At 65.1% G+C, this 15,158-nt stretch carries 17 protein-coding genes; 5 read left to right on the top strand and 12 right to left on the bottom strand.

Annotation, left to right across the window (positions count from 1 at the left end):
• Nucleotides 1-29: 29 nt before the first annotated feature.
• Together ACZ9C1_RS09900 and ACZ9C1_RS09895 are read left to right on the top strand one after the other, a co-directional pair.
• Nucleotides 30-500, top strand: coding sequence for a hypothetical protein (locus ACZ9C1_RS09900; RefSeq protein WP_102683676.1), 471 nt, complete (start codon nucleotides 30-32; stop codon nucleotides 498-500).
• Complete coding sequence (locus ACZ9C1_RS09895) at nucleotides 497-706, top strand: hypothetical protein (RefSeq protein WP_102683675.1); 210 nt, start codon at nucleotides 497-499, stop codon at nucleotides 704-706. The genes ACZ9C1_RS09900 and ACZ9C1_RS09895 overlap by 4 nt, the downstream gene beginning before the upstream one ends.
• 3 nt (nucleotides 707-709) lie before the next feature.
• Here ACZ9C1_RS09895 and ACZ9C1_RS09890 read toward each other — a convergent pair whose 3' ends face one another.
• From ACZ9C1_RS09890 to ACZ9C1_RS09860, 7 genes are all read right to left on the bottom strand, one after another.
• Nucleotides 710-1,075, bottom strand: a complete 366-nt coding sequence (locus ACZ9C1_RS09890; RefSeq protein WP_139669821.1) for a Na+/H+ antiporter subunit G — start codon at nucleotides 1,073-1,075, stop codon at nucleotides 710-712.
• Nucleotides 1,072-1,350 (bottom strand): K+/H+ antiporter subunit F, encoded by a 279-nt coding sequence (locus ACZ9C1_RS09885; RefSeq protein WP_258600296.1) that lies wholly within the window; start codon nucleotides 1,348-1,350, stop codon nucleotides 1,072-1,074. Before ACZ9C1_RS09885 ends, ACZ9C1_RS09890 begins: the two co-directional genes overlap by 4 nt.
• Entirely contained in the window at nucleotides 1,347-1,835 is a 489-nt protein-coding gene (locus tag ACZ9C1_RS09880; protein WP_139669823.1) for a Na+/H+ antiporter subunit E, read from the bottom strand. Before ACZ9C1_RS09880 ends, ACZ9C1_RS09885 begins: the two co-directional genes overlap by 4 nt.
• Nucleotides 1,832-3,511: a monovalent cation/H+ antiporter subunit D gene (locus ACZ9C1_RS09875; protein WP_476253929.1), complete on the bottom strand. Its 1,680-nt coding sequence runs from the start codon at nucleotides 3,509-3,511 to the stop codon at nucleotides 1,832-1,834. Before ACZ9C1_RS09875 ends, ACZ9C1_RS09880 begins: the two co-directional genes overlap by 4 nt.
• Nucleotides 3,508-3,852, bottom strand: coding sequence for a Na+/H+ antiporter subunit C (locus ACZ9C1_RS09870; RefSeq protein ID WP_023632557.1), 345 nt, complete (start codon nucleotides 3,850-3,852; stop codon nucleotides 3,508-3,510). Before ACZ9C1_RS09870 ends, ACZ9C1_RS09875 begins: the two co-directional genes overlap by 4 nt.
• The gene (locus ACZ9C1_RS09865) at nucleotides 3,852-6,758 is read right to left on the bottom strand and encodes a monovalent cation/H+ antiporter subunit A (RefSeq protein ID WP_277505033.1); all 2,907 of its coding nucleotides are present in this window, start codon (nucleotides 6,756-6,758) and stop codon (nucleotides 3,852-3,854) included. Before ACZ9C1_RS09865 ends, ACZ9C1_RS09870 begins: the two co-directional genes overlap by 1 nt.
• A gap of 189 nt (nucleotides 6,759-6,947) precedes the next feature.
• A complete protein-coding gene (locus tag ACZ9C1_RS09860; RefSeq protein WP_476253928.1) occupies nucleotides 6,948-7,892 on the bottom strand; it encodes a DMT family transporter in 945 nt (314 codons plus the stop codon).
• Between the two features lie 84 nt (nucleotides 7,893-7,976).
• Between ACZ9C1_RS09860 and ACZ9C1_RS09855 the strand changes: the two genes are divergently transcribed.
• A complete protein-coding gene (locus tag ACZ9C1_RS09855) occupies nucleotides 7,977-8,540 on the top strand; it encodes a helix-turn-helix domain-containing protein (protein ID WP_139669831.1) in 564 nt (187 codons plus the stop codon).
• A 73-nt stretch (nucleotides 8,541-8,613) separates the two neighbouring features.
• Here ACZ9C1_RS09855 and soxR read toward each other — a convergent pair whose 3' ends face one another.
• Entirely contained in the window at nucleotides 8,614-9,069 is a 456-nt protein-coding gene (gene soxR, locus ACZ9C1_RS09850) for a redox-sensitive transcriptional activator SoxR (RefSeq protein WP_110703565.1), read from the bottom strand.
• Nucleotides 9,070-9,157: 88 nt separating this feature from the next.
• Here soxR and ACZ9C1_RS09845 point away from each other — a divergent pair, with 88 nt between their 5' ends.
• Nucleotides 9,158-9,538, top strand: coding sequence for an antibiotic biosynthesis monooxygenase (locus ACZ9C1_RS09845; protein WP_476253927.1), 381 nt, complete (start codon nucleotides 9,158-9,160; stop codon nucleotides 9,536-9,538).
• Here ACZ9C1_RS09845 and ACZ9C1_RS09840 read toward each other — a convergent pair.
• Entirely contained in the window at nucleotides 9,517-10,287 is a 771-nt protein-coding gene (locus ACZ9C1_RS09840; protein ID WP_198755579.1) for an alpha/beta hydrolase family protein, read from the bottom strand. The two genes, ACZ9C1_RS09845 and ACZ9C1_RS09840, sit on opposite strands and share 22 nt — an antisense overlap.
• Nucleotides 10,271-11,383 (bottom strand): DUF3182 family protein, encoded by a 1,113-nt coding sequence (locus tag ACZ9C1_RS09835; RefSeq protein WP_476253926.1) that lies wholly within the window; start codon nucleotides 11,381-11,383, stop codon nucleotides 10,271-10,273. The genes ACZ9C1_RS09840 and ACZ9C1_RS09835 overlap by 17 nt, the downstream gene beginning before the upstream one ends.
• Nucleotides 11,384-11,578: 195 nt before the next feature.
• On the opposite strand from ACZ9C1_RS09835, the gene ACZ9C1_RS09830 reads away from it, so the two are divergent.
• Nucleotides 11,579-13,381, top strand: coding sequence for an aminopeptidase P family protein (locus tag ACZ9C1_RS09830; protein WP_476253925.1), 1,803 nt, complete (start codon nucleotides 11,579-11,581; stop codon nucleotides 13,379-13,381).
• Nucleotides 13,382-13,421: 40 nt separating this feature from the next.
• On the opposite strand, the gene ACZ9C1_RS09825 is transcribed toward ACZ9C1_RS09830, so the two are convergent.
• Nucleotides 13,422-13,703 carry a hypothetical protein gene (locus ACZ9C1_RS09825; protein WP_198755581.1) on the bottom strand — a complete coding sequence of 94 codons (282 nt, stop codon included), beginning with the start codon at nucleotides 13,701-13,703 and terminating at the stop codon, nucleotides 13,422-13,424.
• A gap of 186 nt (nucleotides 13,704-13,889) precedes the next feature.
• On the bottom strand, nucleotides 13,890-14,777 hold the full coding sequence (gene rhtA / locus ACZ9C1_RS09820; protein WP_476253924.1) for a threonine/homoserine exporter RhtA: 888 nt from the start codon (nucleotides 14,775-14,777) through the stop codon (nucleotides 13,890-13,892).
• Nucleotides 14,778-15,158: the final 381 nt, after the last annotated feature.

Genomic DNA, 15,158 nt, shown 5'->3' with positions numbered 1-15,158 from the left:
CCGTTGCAATCGATGTGAGGAGCCCTTCATTGGCAGTCAGTACACTGGATACCCATGCGTTGTTCGCCCTGGGCGACTTGCGCGCACAGCTGGTCAAGCTGTTCCACGGGCGTTTCATCTATGTCACCGAGCAAAACCCGGAAGGCCTGTACATGGCCGAAATCGACACCGAAGAAGCCATGGTGGTCGACGACAAGCAGCGCCTCGAATTGAAGGTGGGTGACCACTTCCGCGCCGCGGTCTTGCCCAGCCGCGAAGGCGGCAAGCTGGAATTGCGCTTTCGCGAGATCAAGCTGAACGTCTATGGCCAGGGCGACTACGCCTTCGTCTCGGTACCGGAAGGCGACGGTATCGTGTTCCGCGACGGGCATGGCGTGATGCTGGTGTTCGCTGCCCAGCAACAGGTGCAGGAAGGCCTGGGCAAACTGCTCAAGGCGGTGACCGGCAAGGTCGCCAAATGGCGCAAGGGCGAGTTGACCACCTTCAAGGCCAGCGAATGATCGACGAGCCCACCGCGGGCTCGCGGGCCGACTTTCACCGCCTGCACCAGGCCCGTGCGGTGGAGGAGGCCGAGCGCCTGCTTGCGCGCCGAGAGGCGCTGCACGGCGGCTGGCTGGCCTGGGTCGCCGGCGAGCTCTATCGGATGAGCCCGCCGCCTTTTGCCGCCATGGTACGCCGCGAGTTGCAGCGCTTGAGCCAGGCATGAGGCTCAGTTGCCGCGATCGCGCCCGCTGCTGACTTCCTCAGGTACGTTTTCACCCGAGGTGCGTTTGCGAAACAGCGCGGCCCTGGCCAACAGCAGCGTGGTCACCGGCACGGTGATCGACAGCAGGATCGGGATCAGCCACGCATGCAGCACCGGGCTCTGCTTGAGCACCGAGAAGTACAGCATCGAGGCCAACGCCACGCACCATGCGCCGATGGTCGAGGCCAGCGCGGGCGGGTGCATGCGCTGGAAAAAGTCCTGCAGACGGACCAGCCCGATGGCGCCGATCAGGGCGAACAGGCTGCCCAGCAGCAGCAGCGTGGACACCAGCAGTTCCAGCCAGAACGGCAGTTCGATAGCTTCGTTCATTCGATCACCTCGCCACGCAGCAGGAACTTGGCCAGGGCGAACGAGCCGACGAAGCCGAACAGGGCGATCAGCAGCGCGCCCTCGAAGTAGGTGTCACTGGCGTAGCGAATGCCCAACACCAGCATCATCAGCATGCCCAGGATGTACAGGTAGTCCAGTGCCAGTACGCGGTCCTGGGCGGACGGGCCGCGGAACACCCGGATCAGTGCCAGGGCCATGGCAATGGCGAAGATGAACAGGCTGGTGAGGACGGCATAGGCAAGCAGGCCGCTCATTCGAAGATCTCCATCAGCGGACGTTCATAGGTGTGCTTGAAGTGCTCGATGAAGGCCGCTTCCTCTTCAAGATCGAACACGTGCAACAACAGTACGCTGCGATCCAGGGCCAGTTCCGACCAGATGGTTCCCGGCACCACGGTGGTTATCATCGACAGTGCCGCCAGACCGTGGGCGTCGCGCAGGTCCAGCGGAATATGCACGAATGCCGAGCGAGGCGGCGTGCTGCCGACGCGCAGCACGCCACGAGCCACCAACAGGTTGGAATGGATCACGTCGAGGCCCACTCGGCCAACCAGCTTGGCGATTGCCCAAGGGCGGCGCACATGGGCGTGCTGCGGGCGCAACGGCGCCATCAGGATAGGTGCGAGGATCCCCAGCGCGGCACCTAGCAGCAGGTTGCCCGGGCTGACCGAGAGGTTGAGCAGCAGCCACAGTGCCAACAGTGCGACGGACAGCAGTGGTGCGGGAAACAGTCGGCTCATGGCTGCGCCTCCACGCTAAGGGTGGTCGGGCCAGGCAGTGGCCGGGTGGCCATCACCGCCTTGACGTAGGCCTCCGGCGTGCTCAGGCTCGCGGCGGTGTCCTGGGTGTAGCGCAGCAGCGGCTCAGCCTTGAGGCTGAGGAAGATGCACAGGCCCAGGAGAATGACGATAGGCACGCATTCATAGCGACGCAGCACCGGCGAGGGGCGTTCCTCAGGCTTCCAGAAGCGCTGGATGCCCACCCGGCCGAAGGCGATCAGCGAGGCCATGCCGGACAGCACCAACAGGGTGACCAGGGTCCAGCCCGCGACGCCCAGCGGCTGCTCCGGGCTGACGCCCATGCCTTGCGGGTTGAACAGCGCGCTGATCAGGTTGAGCTTGCCGATGAAGCCCGATAGGGGAGGCATGCCGATGATCAGCAGGGCGCAGGCGATGAAGGCAAGGCCCAGGAAGGCCATGGTCCAGGGAATGATCTGGCCGATCACCACCTGCTGCTCGTCGTCCAGGTTGATGCCCTTGGGCGGGTGCAGGGACTCCAGAGGCGAGGGCATTGCGCCTTCTTCATCCTCCAGCGGCGCCTCGTTGGCCGAGCGCGAACGCTCCACCAGCTCGGCCAGCAGGAACAGCGCGCACAGGGCCAGGGTGGAGCTGGCCAGGTAGAACAGCGCGGCGCCGGTCAGGATCGGCTGGCCGAAACCGACGGCGGCCAGCAGTGTGCCGGCGGACACCAGGATGCTCAGCGCTGCCAGGCGCTCCAGGCGCTGCGCGGCGAGGATCGACACGGCCGCCACGGCAAGGGTCGCCAGGCCGCCATACACCAGCCAGTCCCCGCCGAAGAACGCCGAGGCGCCGGCCTGGCCGGAGAACAGCAGCATCCACAGGCGCAGGATGGCGTACAACCCGACCTTGGTCATGATCGCGAACAGCGCGGCTACCGGCGCACTGGCCGACGAATACGCCGGTACCAGCCAGAAGTTCAACGGCCAGACCCCGGCCTTGGCCAGGAAGGCGACCGCCAGGATCGCCGCGCCGGCATGCAGCAGGCCGCGATCGGCTTCTGGCGCCAGCGGCACTTTCAATGCCAGGTCGGCCATGTTCAGGGTGCCGGTCACGCCGTAGAGCATGGCCGCGCCCACCAGAAACAGCGACGAGGCGAACAGGTTGATGGCGATGTAGTGCAGCCCGGCCTTGACCCGTGCCCGCCCCGAGCCATGCAGCAGCAGGCCGTACGAGGCCGCCAGCAGCACCTCGAAGAACACGAACAGGTTGAACAGGTCGGCCGTGAGGAAGGCGCCGTACAGACCCATCAGCTGGATCTGGAACAGCGCGTGGAAGCTGGCACCGGCACCGTCCCAGCGGGCCCGGGCGAACAGCAGGGCGCTCAGGCCGATTATACCTGTCAGCGTCAGCAGCAGCGCCGACAGGTGGTCGAGCACCAGGGCGATGCCGAACGGCGCCGGCCAGTTACCTGGCAGGTAGACGCCGATGGACTCGGCCTGGCCTTGGGTGCGCACCCACATCAGCAGGGTCACGGCGATGCCCAGGCCGAGGGCGGTGGACAACAGGTTCAGGCGCGCCTTCAGCCAGCGGTGCTTCTCACCAATCAGCAGCATCAGCGCCGCGGTGAGCAGCGGCAGCAGGATCGGCGCAATGATCAGTTGGTTCATCCCGCTCATTCGTCACGCTCCCGGCCATCGACGTGGTCGGTGCCGGTCAGGCCGCGCGAAGCCAGCAGCACCACCAGGAACAACGCGGTCATGGCGAAGCTGATGACAATGGCCGTCAGCACCAGCGCCTGGGGCAGCGGGTCGGTGTAGTGCAGCAAATCGTGGGGCACGCCGTCCTTGATGATAGGCTCCTTGCCGATGAACAGGCTGCCCATGCTGAAGATGAACAGGTTGACGCCGTAGGACAGCAGGCACAGGCCCATGATCACCTGGTAGGTACGCGGGCGCAGGATCAGCCAGACCCCCGAGGCGGCGAGGACACCGATGGCGACTGCTATGACTTCTTCCATCAGGCGGCTCCTGCTTGGCTGGACTTGGCGGGGCGGTAGGCACGCACCGACTGGTGGGCCAGCGCGGTGAGGATCAGCAGGGTCGAGCCGACCACCACGGTATACACGCCGATGTCGAAGAACAGCGCGCTGGCCACATGCACGTCACCCAGCAGCGGCAGGTGCAGGTGGGCGGTGTGGGTGGTGAGGAACGGGTAGCCGAGCAGCATCGCGCCGGCGCCGGTAAGGGTGGCGCAGAGCAGGCCGGTGCCCATCCAGCGCAGCGGGCGCAGGCTCATCTGCGCCTCGACCCACTGGGTACCGGCGACCATGTACTGCAGGATGAATGCCACCGACATCACCAGGCCCGCGACGAAACCGCCGCCGGGCTGATTGTGGCCACGCATGAACAGGTACATCGACACCAGCAGGGCGATCGGCAGCAGCAGGCGCACCAGAGCGGCCGGCACCATCATGAAGCCCAACGCGGTGTCGGTGGCGTGGCGCGGGTTGACCAGGTCGGTGACCACGTCCGGTGCCAGCTGCCGCTGCTGAGCCGGCAACTGCATGCTCTCCTTGGGTGGGCGGAAACGGCGCAGCAGGGCGAACACGGTCAGCGCCACGGCCACCAGCACGGTGACTTCACCGAGGGTGTCGAAGCCACGGAAGTCCACCAGCATCACATTGACCACGTTGGTGCCCCCGCCCTCTGGCAGGGCGCGGCTCAGGAAGAACGAGGAAATGTCGTTGGGCGTCGGGCGGGTGAGCATGGCGTAGGACAGCAAGGCCATGCCGCCGCCGACCAGCACCGCCAGCAGCAGGTCGCGCAAGCGGCGCAGACGGGCGCGGTCCTGGCTGCCGGGCAGCGGCGAGACACCTTCGATACGCCGGGGCAGCCAGCGCAGGCCGAGGAGGATCAGCACGGTTGTCACCACTTCGACCGCCAGCTGGGTCAGGGCCAGGTCGGGCGCGGAGAACCAGACGAAGGTGATGCAGGTCATCAGGCCGCAGACGCCGACCATGATCAGCGCCGCGAGACGGTGGTATTTGGCCTGGTAGGCGGCGCCGATGGCGCAGGCGATGGCGATCAGCCAAAGCGCGACGAACACCCCGGAGCCGGGGATCTTCGGTCGGTCGCCCCAGCTCAGGCCGCTGTACAGCAGTGGTGTCAGGCCGGCGATGAAGGCCGCCAGCACCAGCATGAACAACTGCGTCTGCAGGCGGCGGGTAGTCAACAGGCGCTCGATGTGCCGGGCCAGCAGCATCAACCGCACCAGGCCATGCTCGAACAGGCGCTTGCCATTGAAGCGCTCGATCAGCGGCGGGTGGGGGAAGCGACCGCGCTGCAGCTGCTTGCGCAGCAGCAGATAGAGGATGATGCCGCCACTCATGGCGATCAGGCTCATGATCAATGGCGCGTTCCAGCCATGCCAGATGGCCAGGCTGTACTCCGGCAGGGTGCCACCCACCACCGGCAGGGCGGCGGCGGCCAGCAGCGGGCCGACCGATTGGGCCGGGAAGATACCGACCACCAGGCACGTGAGCACCAGTAGTTCGACCGGTGCGCGCATCCAGCGGGGAGGCTCGTGGGGCGTGTGTGGCAGATCGTCGGCCGCGGGCCCGAAGAACACGTCGACGGTGAAGCGCAGCGCATAGGCCACGCTGAAGGTTCCGGCGAGGGTGGCGATCACTGGCAGGGCGGCCTCGACCCAGGCGGTCGAGGTGATGAACACGGTCTCGGCGAAGAACATCTCCTTGGACAGGAAGCCGTTCATCAGCGGCACCCCGGCCATCGAGGCGCTGGCGACCATGGCCAGGGTGGCGGTGAACGGTATCAGGCGGAACAGCCCGCTGAGGCGGCGGATGTCGCGGGTGCCGCTTTCGTGGTCGATGATCCCCGCGGCCATGAACAGCGAGGCCTTGAAGGTGGCGTGGTTGAGAATATGGAACACCGCGGCGACGGCGGCCAGCGGACTGTTCAGGCCGAGCAGCAGGGTGATCAGGCCCAGGTGGCTGATGGTCGAGTAGGCCAGCAGGCCCTTGAGGTCGTTCTGGAACATCGCGGCGAAGGCGCCGAGCAGGAGGGTGGCGGCACCGGCGCCGCCGACGATCCAGAACCACTCCTCGCTGCCCGACAACACCGGCCACAGGCGGGCGAGCAGAAACACCCCGGCCTTGACCATGGTCGCCGAGTGCAGGTAAGCCGATACGGGAGTGGGCGCCGCCATGGCATGGGGCAGCCAGAACTGGAAGGGGAATTGCGCGCTCTTGGTCAGGGCGCCGATCAGGATGAGGGGCAGCAGCACCGGGTACAGCGCATGCTGGCGGATGATGTCGCCGGCAGCCAGGACCTTGTCCAGGTCATAGCTGCCGACCACATGGCCGAGCAGCAAGGCCCCGACCAGCAGGCACAAACCGCCGGCCCCCGTCACCATCAATGCCATGTAGGCGCCGCGGCGGGCGTCGGCGCGGTGGTGCCAGTAGCCGATCAGCAGGAACGAGAACAAGCTGGTCAGTTCCCAGAAGAACACCAGCTGGAGCAGGTTGCCGGAAATCACCAGGCCGAGCATGGCGCCCATGAATGCCAGGAAGAAGGCGAAGAATCGCGGCACCGGGTCCTGCGGCGACATGTAGTAGCGCGCGTACAACGCCACCAGGCTGCCGATGCCCAGCACCAGCAGGCTGAACAGCCAGGCAAAACCGTCCATGCGCAGGACCAGGTTCAGGCCCAGGCTGGGCAGCCACAGGAATTCCTCGCGAATCACCCCGCCATCGGCCACCTGTGGGTACAGCAACGCCACCTGGACGGTACCGACCAGGGCCACGAGCCCGGCGAGAATGGACTCGGCGTTGCGTGCGTTGTGCGGCAGGACAGCCGCCAGGCAACTGCCCACGAAGGGCAGAAGCAATAGCACAATCAATGACATAGCGTTCTGTTCTGAGAAGTTTGCCAAGGATCATACGTGCCGGGGGGATGATCACCAACACGCAAGCAGTTGCAGGATCGTACAAAGGTGCTGTGACAAGCTGTTTTTTTATAACAGTTTTTTACAAAGCATAGCGGGTGAGCGCGTAGCCGTGGGGCTGCTTTGCAGCCCCGAGGATGTGCAGGAGGGCTACAATCCCGTCTCGCGCTGACGCGCGTCATCGTCCGGCAACGCCTCTGCCTCATCCTGGCGACGAATCTTCAGCTCGCTTACCACCACCGCCAGCACGATCAGCACCCCGCCGATCAACGCCACGCCAGGCAAACGCTCGCCGGCAATCCGCCCGACAATACCTGCCCACACTGGCTCGCCGGCATAGATCAGCGTGGCGCGGGTCGGCGAGACCGACTTCTGCGCCCAGTTCATCGCCACCTGGATCACCGCGCTCATGGCGCCCAGGCCCACCGCGCTGGCCAGCAGCAGCCAGGAGAAGTCGGGGAGCTGCTCCTGGGTCGGCACGATCATCAGGAACGACAGCGCCGAGGCGGTGGCCAACTGCACCACGGTGACCCGACGCACATCCACCTTGCCCGCGTAGCGGCTGATCAGGATGATCTCGCCGGCGATTGCCACGGCGCTGACCAGCGTCACCAGCTCGCCTTCGCTGAAGTGCAGCGCGCCGCCCTCGGGGCCAGCCAGCAGCATCAGCCCGGCGAAGGCCAGGCCGATGCCCAGGCTCGGCATCAGGCCTGGGCGGCGGCCCAGCACCAGCCATTGCAGCAAGGGCACGAAGGGCACATAGAGCGCGGTGATGAATGCCGACTGGCTGCTGCTGATGGTCTGCAGGCCCATGGTCTGCAAGCCGTAGCCGAGCATGATCGACACGCCGATCAGCACCCCGGCCTTGAGTTCGGTGGCGGTCAGCCCCGCCAGCGAGCGGGCCGACACCAGGCCGACGAACAGCGCGGCGGCAGCGAAGCGCAGGCCGACGAAGAACATCGGGCCACTGACGCTCATGACGTTGTGCACGATAAGGAAGGTGCCGCCCCAGAGCATGGTGATGAACACCAGCACCAGTTCGGCCTTGCTCAGGCGGAAGGTGACGGCGGGCTTGCTGGAGGAGGCCTGGCTCATGGTCTTGCGCACTCGGAAGGGGCGGCGCACAATTCGCCGCAAAGTGGGCAGTATACTGCGCACCCCCTACCAGTGAGCAATATAGTGCACAAAGATTCCGAGCACCGGGCTTCGGTGCTGCAGCATGTCAGCCAGAATGTTCGCCGCCTGCGCGGTGACGCCGGCCTGAGCCAGGCCGCCCTGGCCGAACGCTCCGGGGTCAGCCGGCGCATGCTGGTGGCCATCGAGGCCGGCGAGAAGAATGTCAGCCTCACCACCCTGGACCTGATCGCCGAAGCGCTCGGGGTAGCGTTCAGCACCCTGATCCAGGCGCCCGATCGCCGCGACCCCAGCCGTATCGACGAGCTGGCCTGGGCCGGCGTGCACCCTGCCAGCCGGGCCGTGCTGCTGGGCAGCAGCCCGGCCCGGCGCGAGGTCGAGCTGTGGGAATGGACCCTCGCCCCTGGCGAATGCTACGCCAGCGAGGCAGATGCCGCCGGCTGGAGCGAGCAGATCTATGTGACCGAAGGCCGCCTGACGCTGATCATCGAAGGCGGCGAGCGGCAGTTGGGCAAGGGCGAGTTCTTCGTCTTCCCCAGCGATTGCCGCTACGCCTATCGCAATGATGGCGAGGAGGCGGTGCGTTTCGTGCGTAATGTGGTGATCTGAGGGGTAGAGCGGGTGCTGAAGACATCGGCATAGGCGAACGCCAACGCGGTCATCGGTCTTCAGCGCCTGATCCTCAATCCTGGCTCGGTGGGTGGGGGCCGGGGCCTTCATCGGCCAGGCGATCATGGTGGTTGCGCAGCGGGCACTCTTTCAGCGACATGCAGCCACAGCCGATGCAGCCATCGAGCTGGTCGCGCAACATCACCAGCTCGTCGATACGCCGGCTCAGGTCGTCGCGCCAGCGTGCCGAGAGGCGCTGCCAGTCGTCGGCGGTGGGCGTGTGGTCGCAGGGCAGGGTATCCAGGGCGTTGGCGATGTCGGCCAGGGGGATGCCCAGGCGCTGGGCCATCTTGATTACCGCCACTCGGCGCAGCACGGCCCGTGGGTAGCGCCGCTGATTGCCGGCGTTGCGGGTGCTGTGGATCAGGCCCTTGGTCTCGTAGAAGTGCAGTGCGGTCACGGCCACGCCGCTACGGGCGGCCAGCTGGCCGACGCTGAGCAGGCGTTCCTGGGAGGAAGGGGGTTTCATCGTCAACAAAATCCTTGACCTTGAGTTAGCTGGAGGTTTTACCCTCCACGACCATCTGCTGCAAGAGCCCGAAACGAGGAGAAGCAACATGACGGCCAACACCCATTCCCTGTGGTTCACCCAGATGATCGAGTACGACGTGCCACCGCTGCGCCAGGATGCGCTGGCCGAGGCGCTGGTGGTGCGCAGCGAGCACCTGGCGCAACGCTGCGACGGCTTGCTGAGCGTCAGCATCCAGGTTAGTGACGACGGCCGGCGGGTGCTTCAGCTCCTGCGCTGGCAATCGCGCCAGGCGTGGGCGGCAGCCGCGGGAAGCTTCATCGAGGAGCCGTTCCTCGACCTGCTGGGCGAGCATCAGGCGCGGGGGGTGAATTTCGCCGCCTACCAGACCCTGCGCAGCCTTGTGCGCGGCGCGAATGGTGGCCTGCACTGCCAGTTGGGCTGCGCTCAGGCATACCAGGGCGCATAGTGCGGGTAGCGGTCCAGGCGGGCACCAATGACCATCTCGCCGATCCAGGACGTGAGTATCGCGCTGTAGGCCTTCTGGCTTTCTTCGCTGGACAGGGCATGGTCGGCGCCGTCTACCAGGCGGTGGGTCATCGAATGGGCACTGACGAACGCCGAGCGGTAACTCATCAACGTGCTGTGAGGTACGTAGTCGTCCTGCTCGGACTCCACCAGCAGTACATCGCCGCCAAACTCGGCGCAGGCTGCCAGGGCGCGGTTGTCGGCCGGGCCAAGGCTACGCTGGCGGTAGGCGTTGAGGCGCTGGCGGTCGAGGGCCTGCTTGGGCGCGTCCCATTCGTCGTCCCAGTAGAGGGCGGGCACCCTGAGCGCCAGCCATTTGACCGGCCGGCGCGGGGTAAGCAAGGTGGCCAGGTAGCCACCGTAGCTACTGCCGATCACGGCAATCGCGGCGGGGTTCACCGAAGGGTGGCTGGCGAGCCGGTCGTAGGCGGCCAGCAGGTCGGCGAGGTTCTGCTCGCGGGTGACGCTCAGGCGCTGGCTTTCGGTCTTTTCATGGCCGCGCAGGTCGAAGGTCATGCAGACGCAGCCTAGCCCGGTGATCTGCCGGGCACGGGCCAGGTCGCGCTGCTGGCTGCCGCCCCAGCCATGGACGAAGAGAATCCCTGGCATGCGGCTGCCGGGGCTGACCAGGGTGCCGGCAATGCTTTCCCCTTCGACTTGCAGCTCCACGGTTTCACTCTCGATGGTCATGGTCGCGTATCCGTGCATATTTGCTGAGTTGTCCAAGTTCACTGTCATGCCCCTGATAGAACAGCGTGGCGTCGGCGGGCAGTCGCGCCTGGCCGAACACCTCATGGGTCGATGCGCATAGCCGCTGCAGGGCCGGATCCTCGGCGAAGGCCGTCAACGCCAGGACCTCGGCCGGGCTGGCGCCCCCGATGCGCCACGACTGTTCGAGCACGCCGCTGCGCAGATGGCCTTGGCGGTCGTTGCCCCGGGCGATGTCGTAGTTGCGGCGCGAAGCGATGAAGCCAGGGAAGTAGCGTTCGGCGGCCTGTTCGTAGGCCATGGCCTGATTGATGGCCAGGCGCAGATGATCGTCCAGCGGCAGTTGCAGCAGTTGCAGGTAGTCGCCCCGCACCATCACCAGGTCGGAGCCGCCGTAGACCTCGGTCCCTGCGTGGTCGCGGGTTAAGTGCTGGGTGCCGTGGTAACTGAGGGTGAGCCCGGCCACGCGCACCTGGCCGACGCTGAAGGTCTCGACCGCGTCCAGGTCCTCTTCCAGCACCAGGCCCCACAGCCCCAGGGCCTCGTCGTCCATTGCCTGCAGTAGCGGTTCCAGGGCCTGGGAATCGTTGATCACCTGCTGGCCTCTGCCTGCACAAGCCAGTACCGGCTTGACACGCACCGGGCCGTCGCGCAGCAGCAGCTCGGCGGCGCGGCGCGCGTCTGCCTTGGAGAACACCGTGTAGCCGCGCAGCAGGGCGTCGCTGGCCAGTTGGGCGAAGGCATCCGTCCAGCCGGGTGGAAAGCTGGCATCGGCTGGCAGGGGATGGGAAATCGCCTTGGTGGCCATGTGTGGATGGCTGACCGCACCGCCGAATAGGTCCTCTTCGCCATGGATGCCGAGTGCCATCTGGCGCGTCGGGTCGACCAGGGTGTCGCTCGGCACGTAGTAACAGCGGGCATCGGCGCTGGGCACGGGCGCTGACTCGACCCGATCGATGCCCAGCAGGTGTGCCAGGTACTGGGCGATTTTCAGGTGCGTCGCCTGCTCATGGTCCGGCGTGTGCGCCCGGGTGTCGAGGAGCACGACCGCGGTTTTCGGTGCGCGGGAGTGGGGCATGGCCAACCTCGCGTTCGCAGGGCGTGTAAGGGGTGTGAAGGCGCGTAGGCTGTTTAGTTCAGGAGGAAGGATCGACGGTCGGCAGGGCACTTGGGGCAATGCATGCCTTGTTACGGTCGTGGTGATTGCGGGCGCCTGCCAGCTGTTTCATTATCAACGGCTTGGACCCGTCGACACCTATCCGCAGGAGTGCGCATGAACAGTCAGTCCCCGCTTCACGAACCCGTACCGGCGCGCCTTGCCCGTGTGCGCGAGGCCATGGCCCGGGAGGGCGTGGCTGCCTTGCTGGTGCCTTCGGCCGACCCGCATTTGTCCGAGTACTTGCCTGGCTATTGGCAGGGGCGGCAATGGTTGTCCGGCTTCGAGGGGTCGGTGGGCACGTTGGTAGTCACGGCGGATTTCGCTGGGCTCTGGGCTGACAGTCGCTATTGGGAACAAGCGAACAAGGAGCTGGCCGGCAGTGGCATCGAGCTGATGAAGCTGCGGCCCGGCCAGCCAGGCGCGTTGGAGTGGTTGGGTGCGGAGGTCGACGGTACCGTTGCGGTGGACGGTGCGGTCATGGCAGTGGCCGCAGCCCGCCAGTTAAGCGAGCGTCTGCAGGCGCGGGGCGCAAAGTTGCGTACGGACATCGATCTGCTGGCCGGGGTCTGGAGCGAGCGGCCATTGTTGCCGGGCAATCCGGTCTACCAGCACCTGCCGCCCCATGCGACCGTCAATCGTGCGCAAAAGCTTGCCGAGCTGCGGGGCACTCTGCAGGAAAAAGGCGCCGACTGGCATTTCATTGCCACGCTCGACGATATCGCCTGGCTGTTCAACCTGCGTGGCAGCGACGTTTCCTACAACCCTGTGTTCGTCTCTTTCGCGTTGGTCAGCCAGGACAAGGCGTACCTGTTCGTCGGGCGTGACAAGGTCGATGGGCACCTGCGCGACGTATTGGCGGCCGATGGTATCGAGGTCCGTGACTACGCAGCGGTCGGCGACGCGTTGTCGGCGATTCCGGCCACGGCCAGCCTGCTGGTGGATCCGGCGCGGGTCACCCGTGGGTTGCTGGATCACCTGCATGGGCAGGTTCGGCTGGTCGAGGGCATCAATCCGACGACCTTGAGCAAGTCGCGCAAGGGTGAAGGGGATCTCGCCCATATCCGTCAGGCCATGGAGCAGGACGGCGCGGCGCTGTGCGAGTTCTTCGCCTGGCTTGAAACGAGCTTGGGGACGCAACGCATTACCGAACTGACTATCGACGATCAGCTCAGCGCGGCCCGTGCCCGCCGTCCGGGTTTCGTGTCGCTGAGTTTTTCCACCATTGCGGCCTACAACGGCAATGGCGCCATGCCGCACTACCGCGCCACCGAGCAGTCACATGCCGTGATCGAGGGCAATGGCCTGCTGTTGATCGACTCAGGTGGGCAGTATCTAGGGGGAACCACCGATATCACCCGAATGGTGCCGATCGGCGAGCCGAGCCGCGAACAGAAGGCGGATTGCTCGCGGGTGCTCAAGGGCATGATCGCGCTGTCCAGGGCCAGGTTCCCGCGTGGGATCCTCTCGCCTCTGCTCGATGCAATCGCCCGCGCGCCGATCTGGGCTGACCAGGTCGATTACGGGCATGGCACCGGCCACGGTGTCGGCTACTTCATGAATGTGCACGAAGGCCCGCAGGTGATCGCCTACCAGGCAGCTGCCACGCCGCAGACAGCCATGCAGCCGGGGATGATCAGCTCGATCGAGCCTGGGACCTACCGGCCGGGGCAGTGGGGGGTGCGTATCGAGAACCTGGTGGTCAATCGCGAGGTCGGTACCAGTGAGTTTGGCGAGTTCCTGGCGTTCGAAACCTTGACCCTGTGCCCGATCGACACGCGCTGCCTGTTGGTCGAGGCGCTGGGCAGGGAGGATATTGCCTGGTTGAACAGCTATCACCAGACGGTGCGCGAGCGGCTTGCCCCTTTGCTGGAAGGTGAAGCGCTGGCGTGGCTGGAGCGGCGGACCGCGCCCCTCTGAACGTGAAAAGGGCAGCCCTTGGCTGCCCTTCATGCATCTGTTACTTGCAAATCACGATCATGCTGCGGCTGGTGTAGCCGGCAGGGTTGATGCCGAAAACGTAATCGCCAGGCTCTTCGTCGGAGTCACCGGAGCGGGCGATGACCTTGTAGCCCTTGCTGCTACAGGAACTGGCGGCCTTGCTGTAGCACTTCTCCCACGATGAGGAGAGTCCCGAGCAATTGATATGCAGGCCTTTCTTCCCTCGTTTTACCTCGGTATTGGCTGTCGCGGCACATCCAGCGATGGCCAGGATGCCCAGGATGAGCAAAATACGTTTCATTCCTGTCCTTATACGGCCCGACTACATTAACGGACCTGACGTTTGCGCGTTTCCTCTTCCTTGATGATCCCCGGCGTCCATGTACCGCTCAGTAGATAGCGTCAAGATTATGATCTGGTGACAGCTTAATCAGCCACGCCGGGCGGTACAAGGCTACAGGTTGGCTAAATGAAAATATTTCTCAAATCAGTCGGCAGCCACGGGTGGCGCCACTTCCCGTTTCATGGAAAGGGTAGCGCCCACCGAGGCGGTGATGATGGCGAGAATGGCCAGCCACTGCCAGAGCGTGAGCTGCTCGCCCAGGAACAGCAATCCGGACAATGCGCCGAAGGCTGGTTCGATGCTCATCAGGGTGCCGAAGGTGCGTGCGGGCATGCGGGTCAGGGCCACCATTTCCAGGCTGTAGGGGAGCGCCGTGGACAAGATCGCCACGCCCAGGGCTACGGGCAGCAGGGCAGGGGTGAGCAGCGCGGTGCCGGCATGGGCGATACCGATGGGGGCGACGAACAAGGCAGCGATCACTACGCCCAGTGCGGCAGTCTGGATGCCGTTCTCGGCACCGGCTTTCTGCCCGTAAAGGATATACAGCGCCCAGCACACACCGGCCCCTACGGCGTAAGCGGCGCCGATCGAGTCGAGCCCACCACCGGTCTGGCCTACGGGGATCAGCAGCAACAGCCCGGCGACTGCCAGGGCGATCCACAGGAAGTCCAGCGCTCGTCGCGAGGCCCACAGCGCCACCGCGAGCGGCCCGGTGAACTCGAGTGCCACGGCGATGCCGAGAGGCACGCTGCGCAGGGACATATAGAAGAGGAAGTTCATGCCACCCAGGGCCATGCCGTAGATGATCACGCTGCGCAGGGTGCTGGCGTCCAGGCGCGCGCGCCAGGGCCTCAATATAAGCAGCATGATGATGCTGGCGAAGATGAGGCGCAGCGCTGTGGTGCCTTGGGCTCCTACAATAGGGAACATGCTCTTGGCCAGCGAGGCTCCGGACTGGATGGAAGCCATGGCGATCAGCAGCAGGCCGATGGGAAATAGCGTGGTGGCCAGGCTGCGGTGCGGGGTATTCATGTTGGGGTCCGTTGTTGTGCGCGCAAGGGTGCGCAATATAGTGCGCAGCAGGGTGTGGATTGGCAAGGTCGGGTGTGGTTTCAGTAAACGAGGCTCAGAATAATGGAGCTCCTGGCAGCCTTCCTGCGGTCCAGCATCATATTCCTGTAATAAAAGGTTGACGGGCTTTCAGATCTCCTTATAATGCGCCCCACTTCCGACGTAGTCGAAACGCAAAACCTCTTGTTAATCAATAAGTTGAGTGTTTCAGGTAGTATCGAAAGTGCTTCGGTCATCTGATCGGCAGCGGTGAAAAAGGCAGTTGACAGCAGGTTGTAACGCTGTATGATTCGCCTCCCGCTACGAGAGATCGCAGCGAGTCAAGTGTTTGAAGTTGAACGG

The organism is Pseudomonas sp. TE21435 (assembly GCF_056279265.1).
Note: the sequence above shows the minus strand (reverse complement) of the source record. Positions and strands in the feature narration are given on the sequence as shown.

Coding starts and splice junctions, on each gene's coding strand:
- ACZ9C1_RS09895 (WP_102683675.1), top strand. CDS start 497: ATGATCGACGAGCCCACCGCGGGCTCGCGGGCCGACTTTCACCGCCTG.
- ACZ9C1_RS09890 (WP_139669821.1), bottom strand. CDS start 1,075: ATGAACGAAGCTATCGAACTGCCGTTCTGGCTGGAACTGCTGGTGTCC.
- ACZ9C1_RS09885 (WP_258600296.1), bottom strand. CDS start 1,350: ATGAGCGGCCTGCTTGCCTATGCCGTCCTCACCAGCCTGTTCATCTTC.
- ACZ9C1_RS09880 (WP_139669823.1), bottom strand. CDS start 1,835: ATGAGCCGACTGTTTCCCGCACCACTGCTGTCCGTCGCACTGTTGGCA.
- ACZ9C1_RS09875 (WP_476253929.1), bottom strand. CDS start 3,511: ATGAGCGGGATGAACCAACTGATCATTGCGCCGATCCTGCTGCCGCTG.
- ACZ9C1_RS09870 (WP_023632557.1), bottom strand. CDS start 3,852: ATGGAAGAAGTCATAGCAGTCGCCATCGGTGTCCTCGCCGCCTCGGGG.
- ACZ9C1_RS09865 (WP_277505033.1), bottom strand. CDS start 6,758: ATGTCATTGATTGTGCTATTGCTTCTGCCCTTCGTGGGCAGTTGCCTG.
- ACZ9C1_RS09860 (WP_476253928.1), bottom strand. CDS start 7,892: ATGAGCCAGGCCTCCTCCAGCAAGCCCGCCGTCACCTTCCGCCTGAGC.
- soxR (WP_110703565.1), bottom strand. CDS start 9,069: ATGAAACCCCCTTCCTCCCAGGAACGCCTGCTCAGCGTCGGCCAGCTG.
- ACZ9C1_RS09845 (WP_476253927.1), top strand. CDS start 9,158: ATGACGGCCAACACCCATTCCCTGTGGTTCACCCAGATGATCGAGTAC.
- ACZ9C1_RS09840 (WP_198755579.1), bottom strand. CDS start 10,287: ATGACCATCGAGAGTGAAACCGTGGAGCTGCAAGTCGAAGGGGAAAGC.
- ACZ9C1_RS09835 (WP_476253926.1), bottom strand. CDS start 11,383: ATGCCCCACTCCCGCGCACCGAAAACCGCGGTCGTGCTCCTCGACACC.
- ACZ9C1_RS09830 (WP_476253925.1), top strand. CDS start 11,579: ATGAACAGTCAGTCCCCGCTTCACGAACCCGTACCGGCGCGCCTTGCC.
- ACZ9C1_RS09825 (WP_198755581.1), bottom strand. CDS start 13,703: ATGAAACGTATTTTGCTCATCCTGGGCATCCTGGCCATCGCTGGATGT.
- rhtA (WP_476253924.1), bottom strand. CDS start 14,777: ATGAATACCCCGCACCGCAGCCTGGCCACCACGCTATTTCCCATCGGC.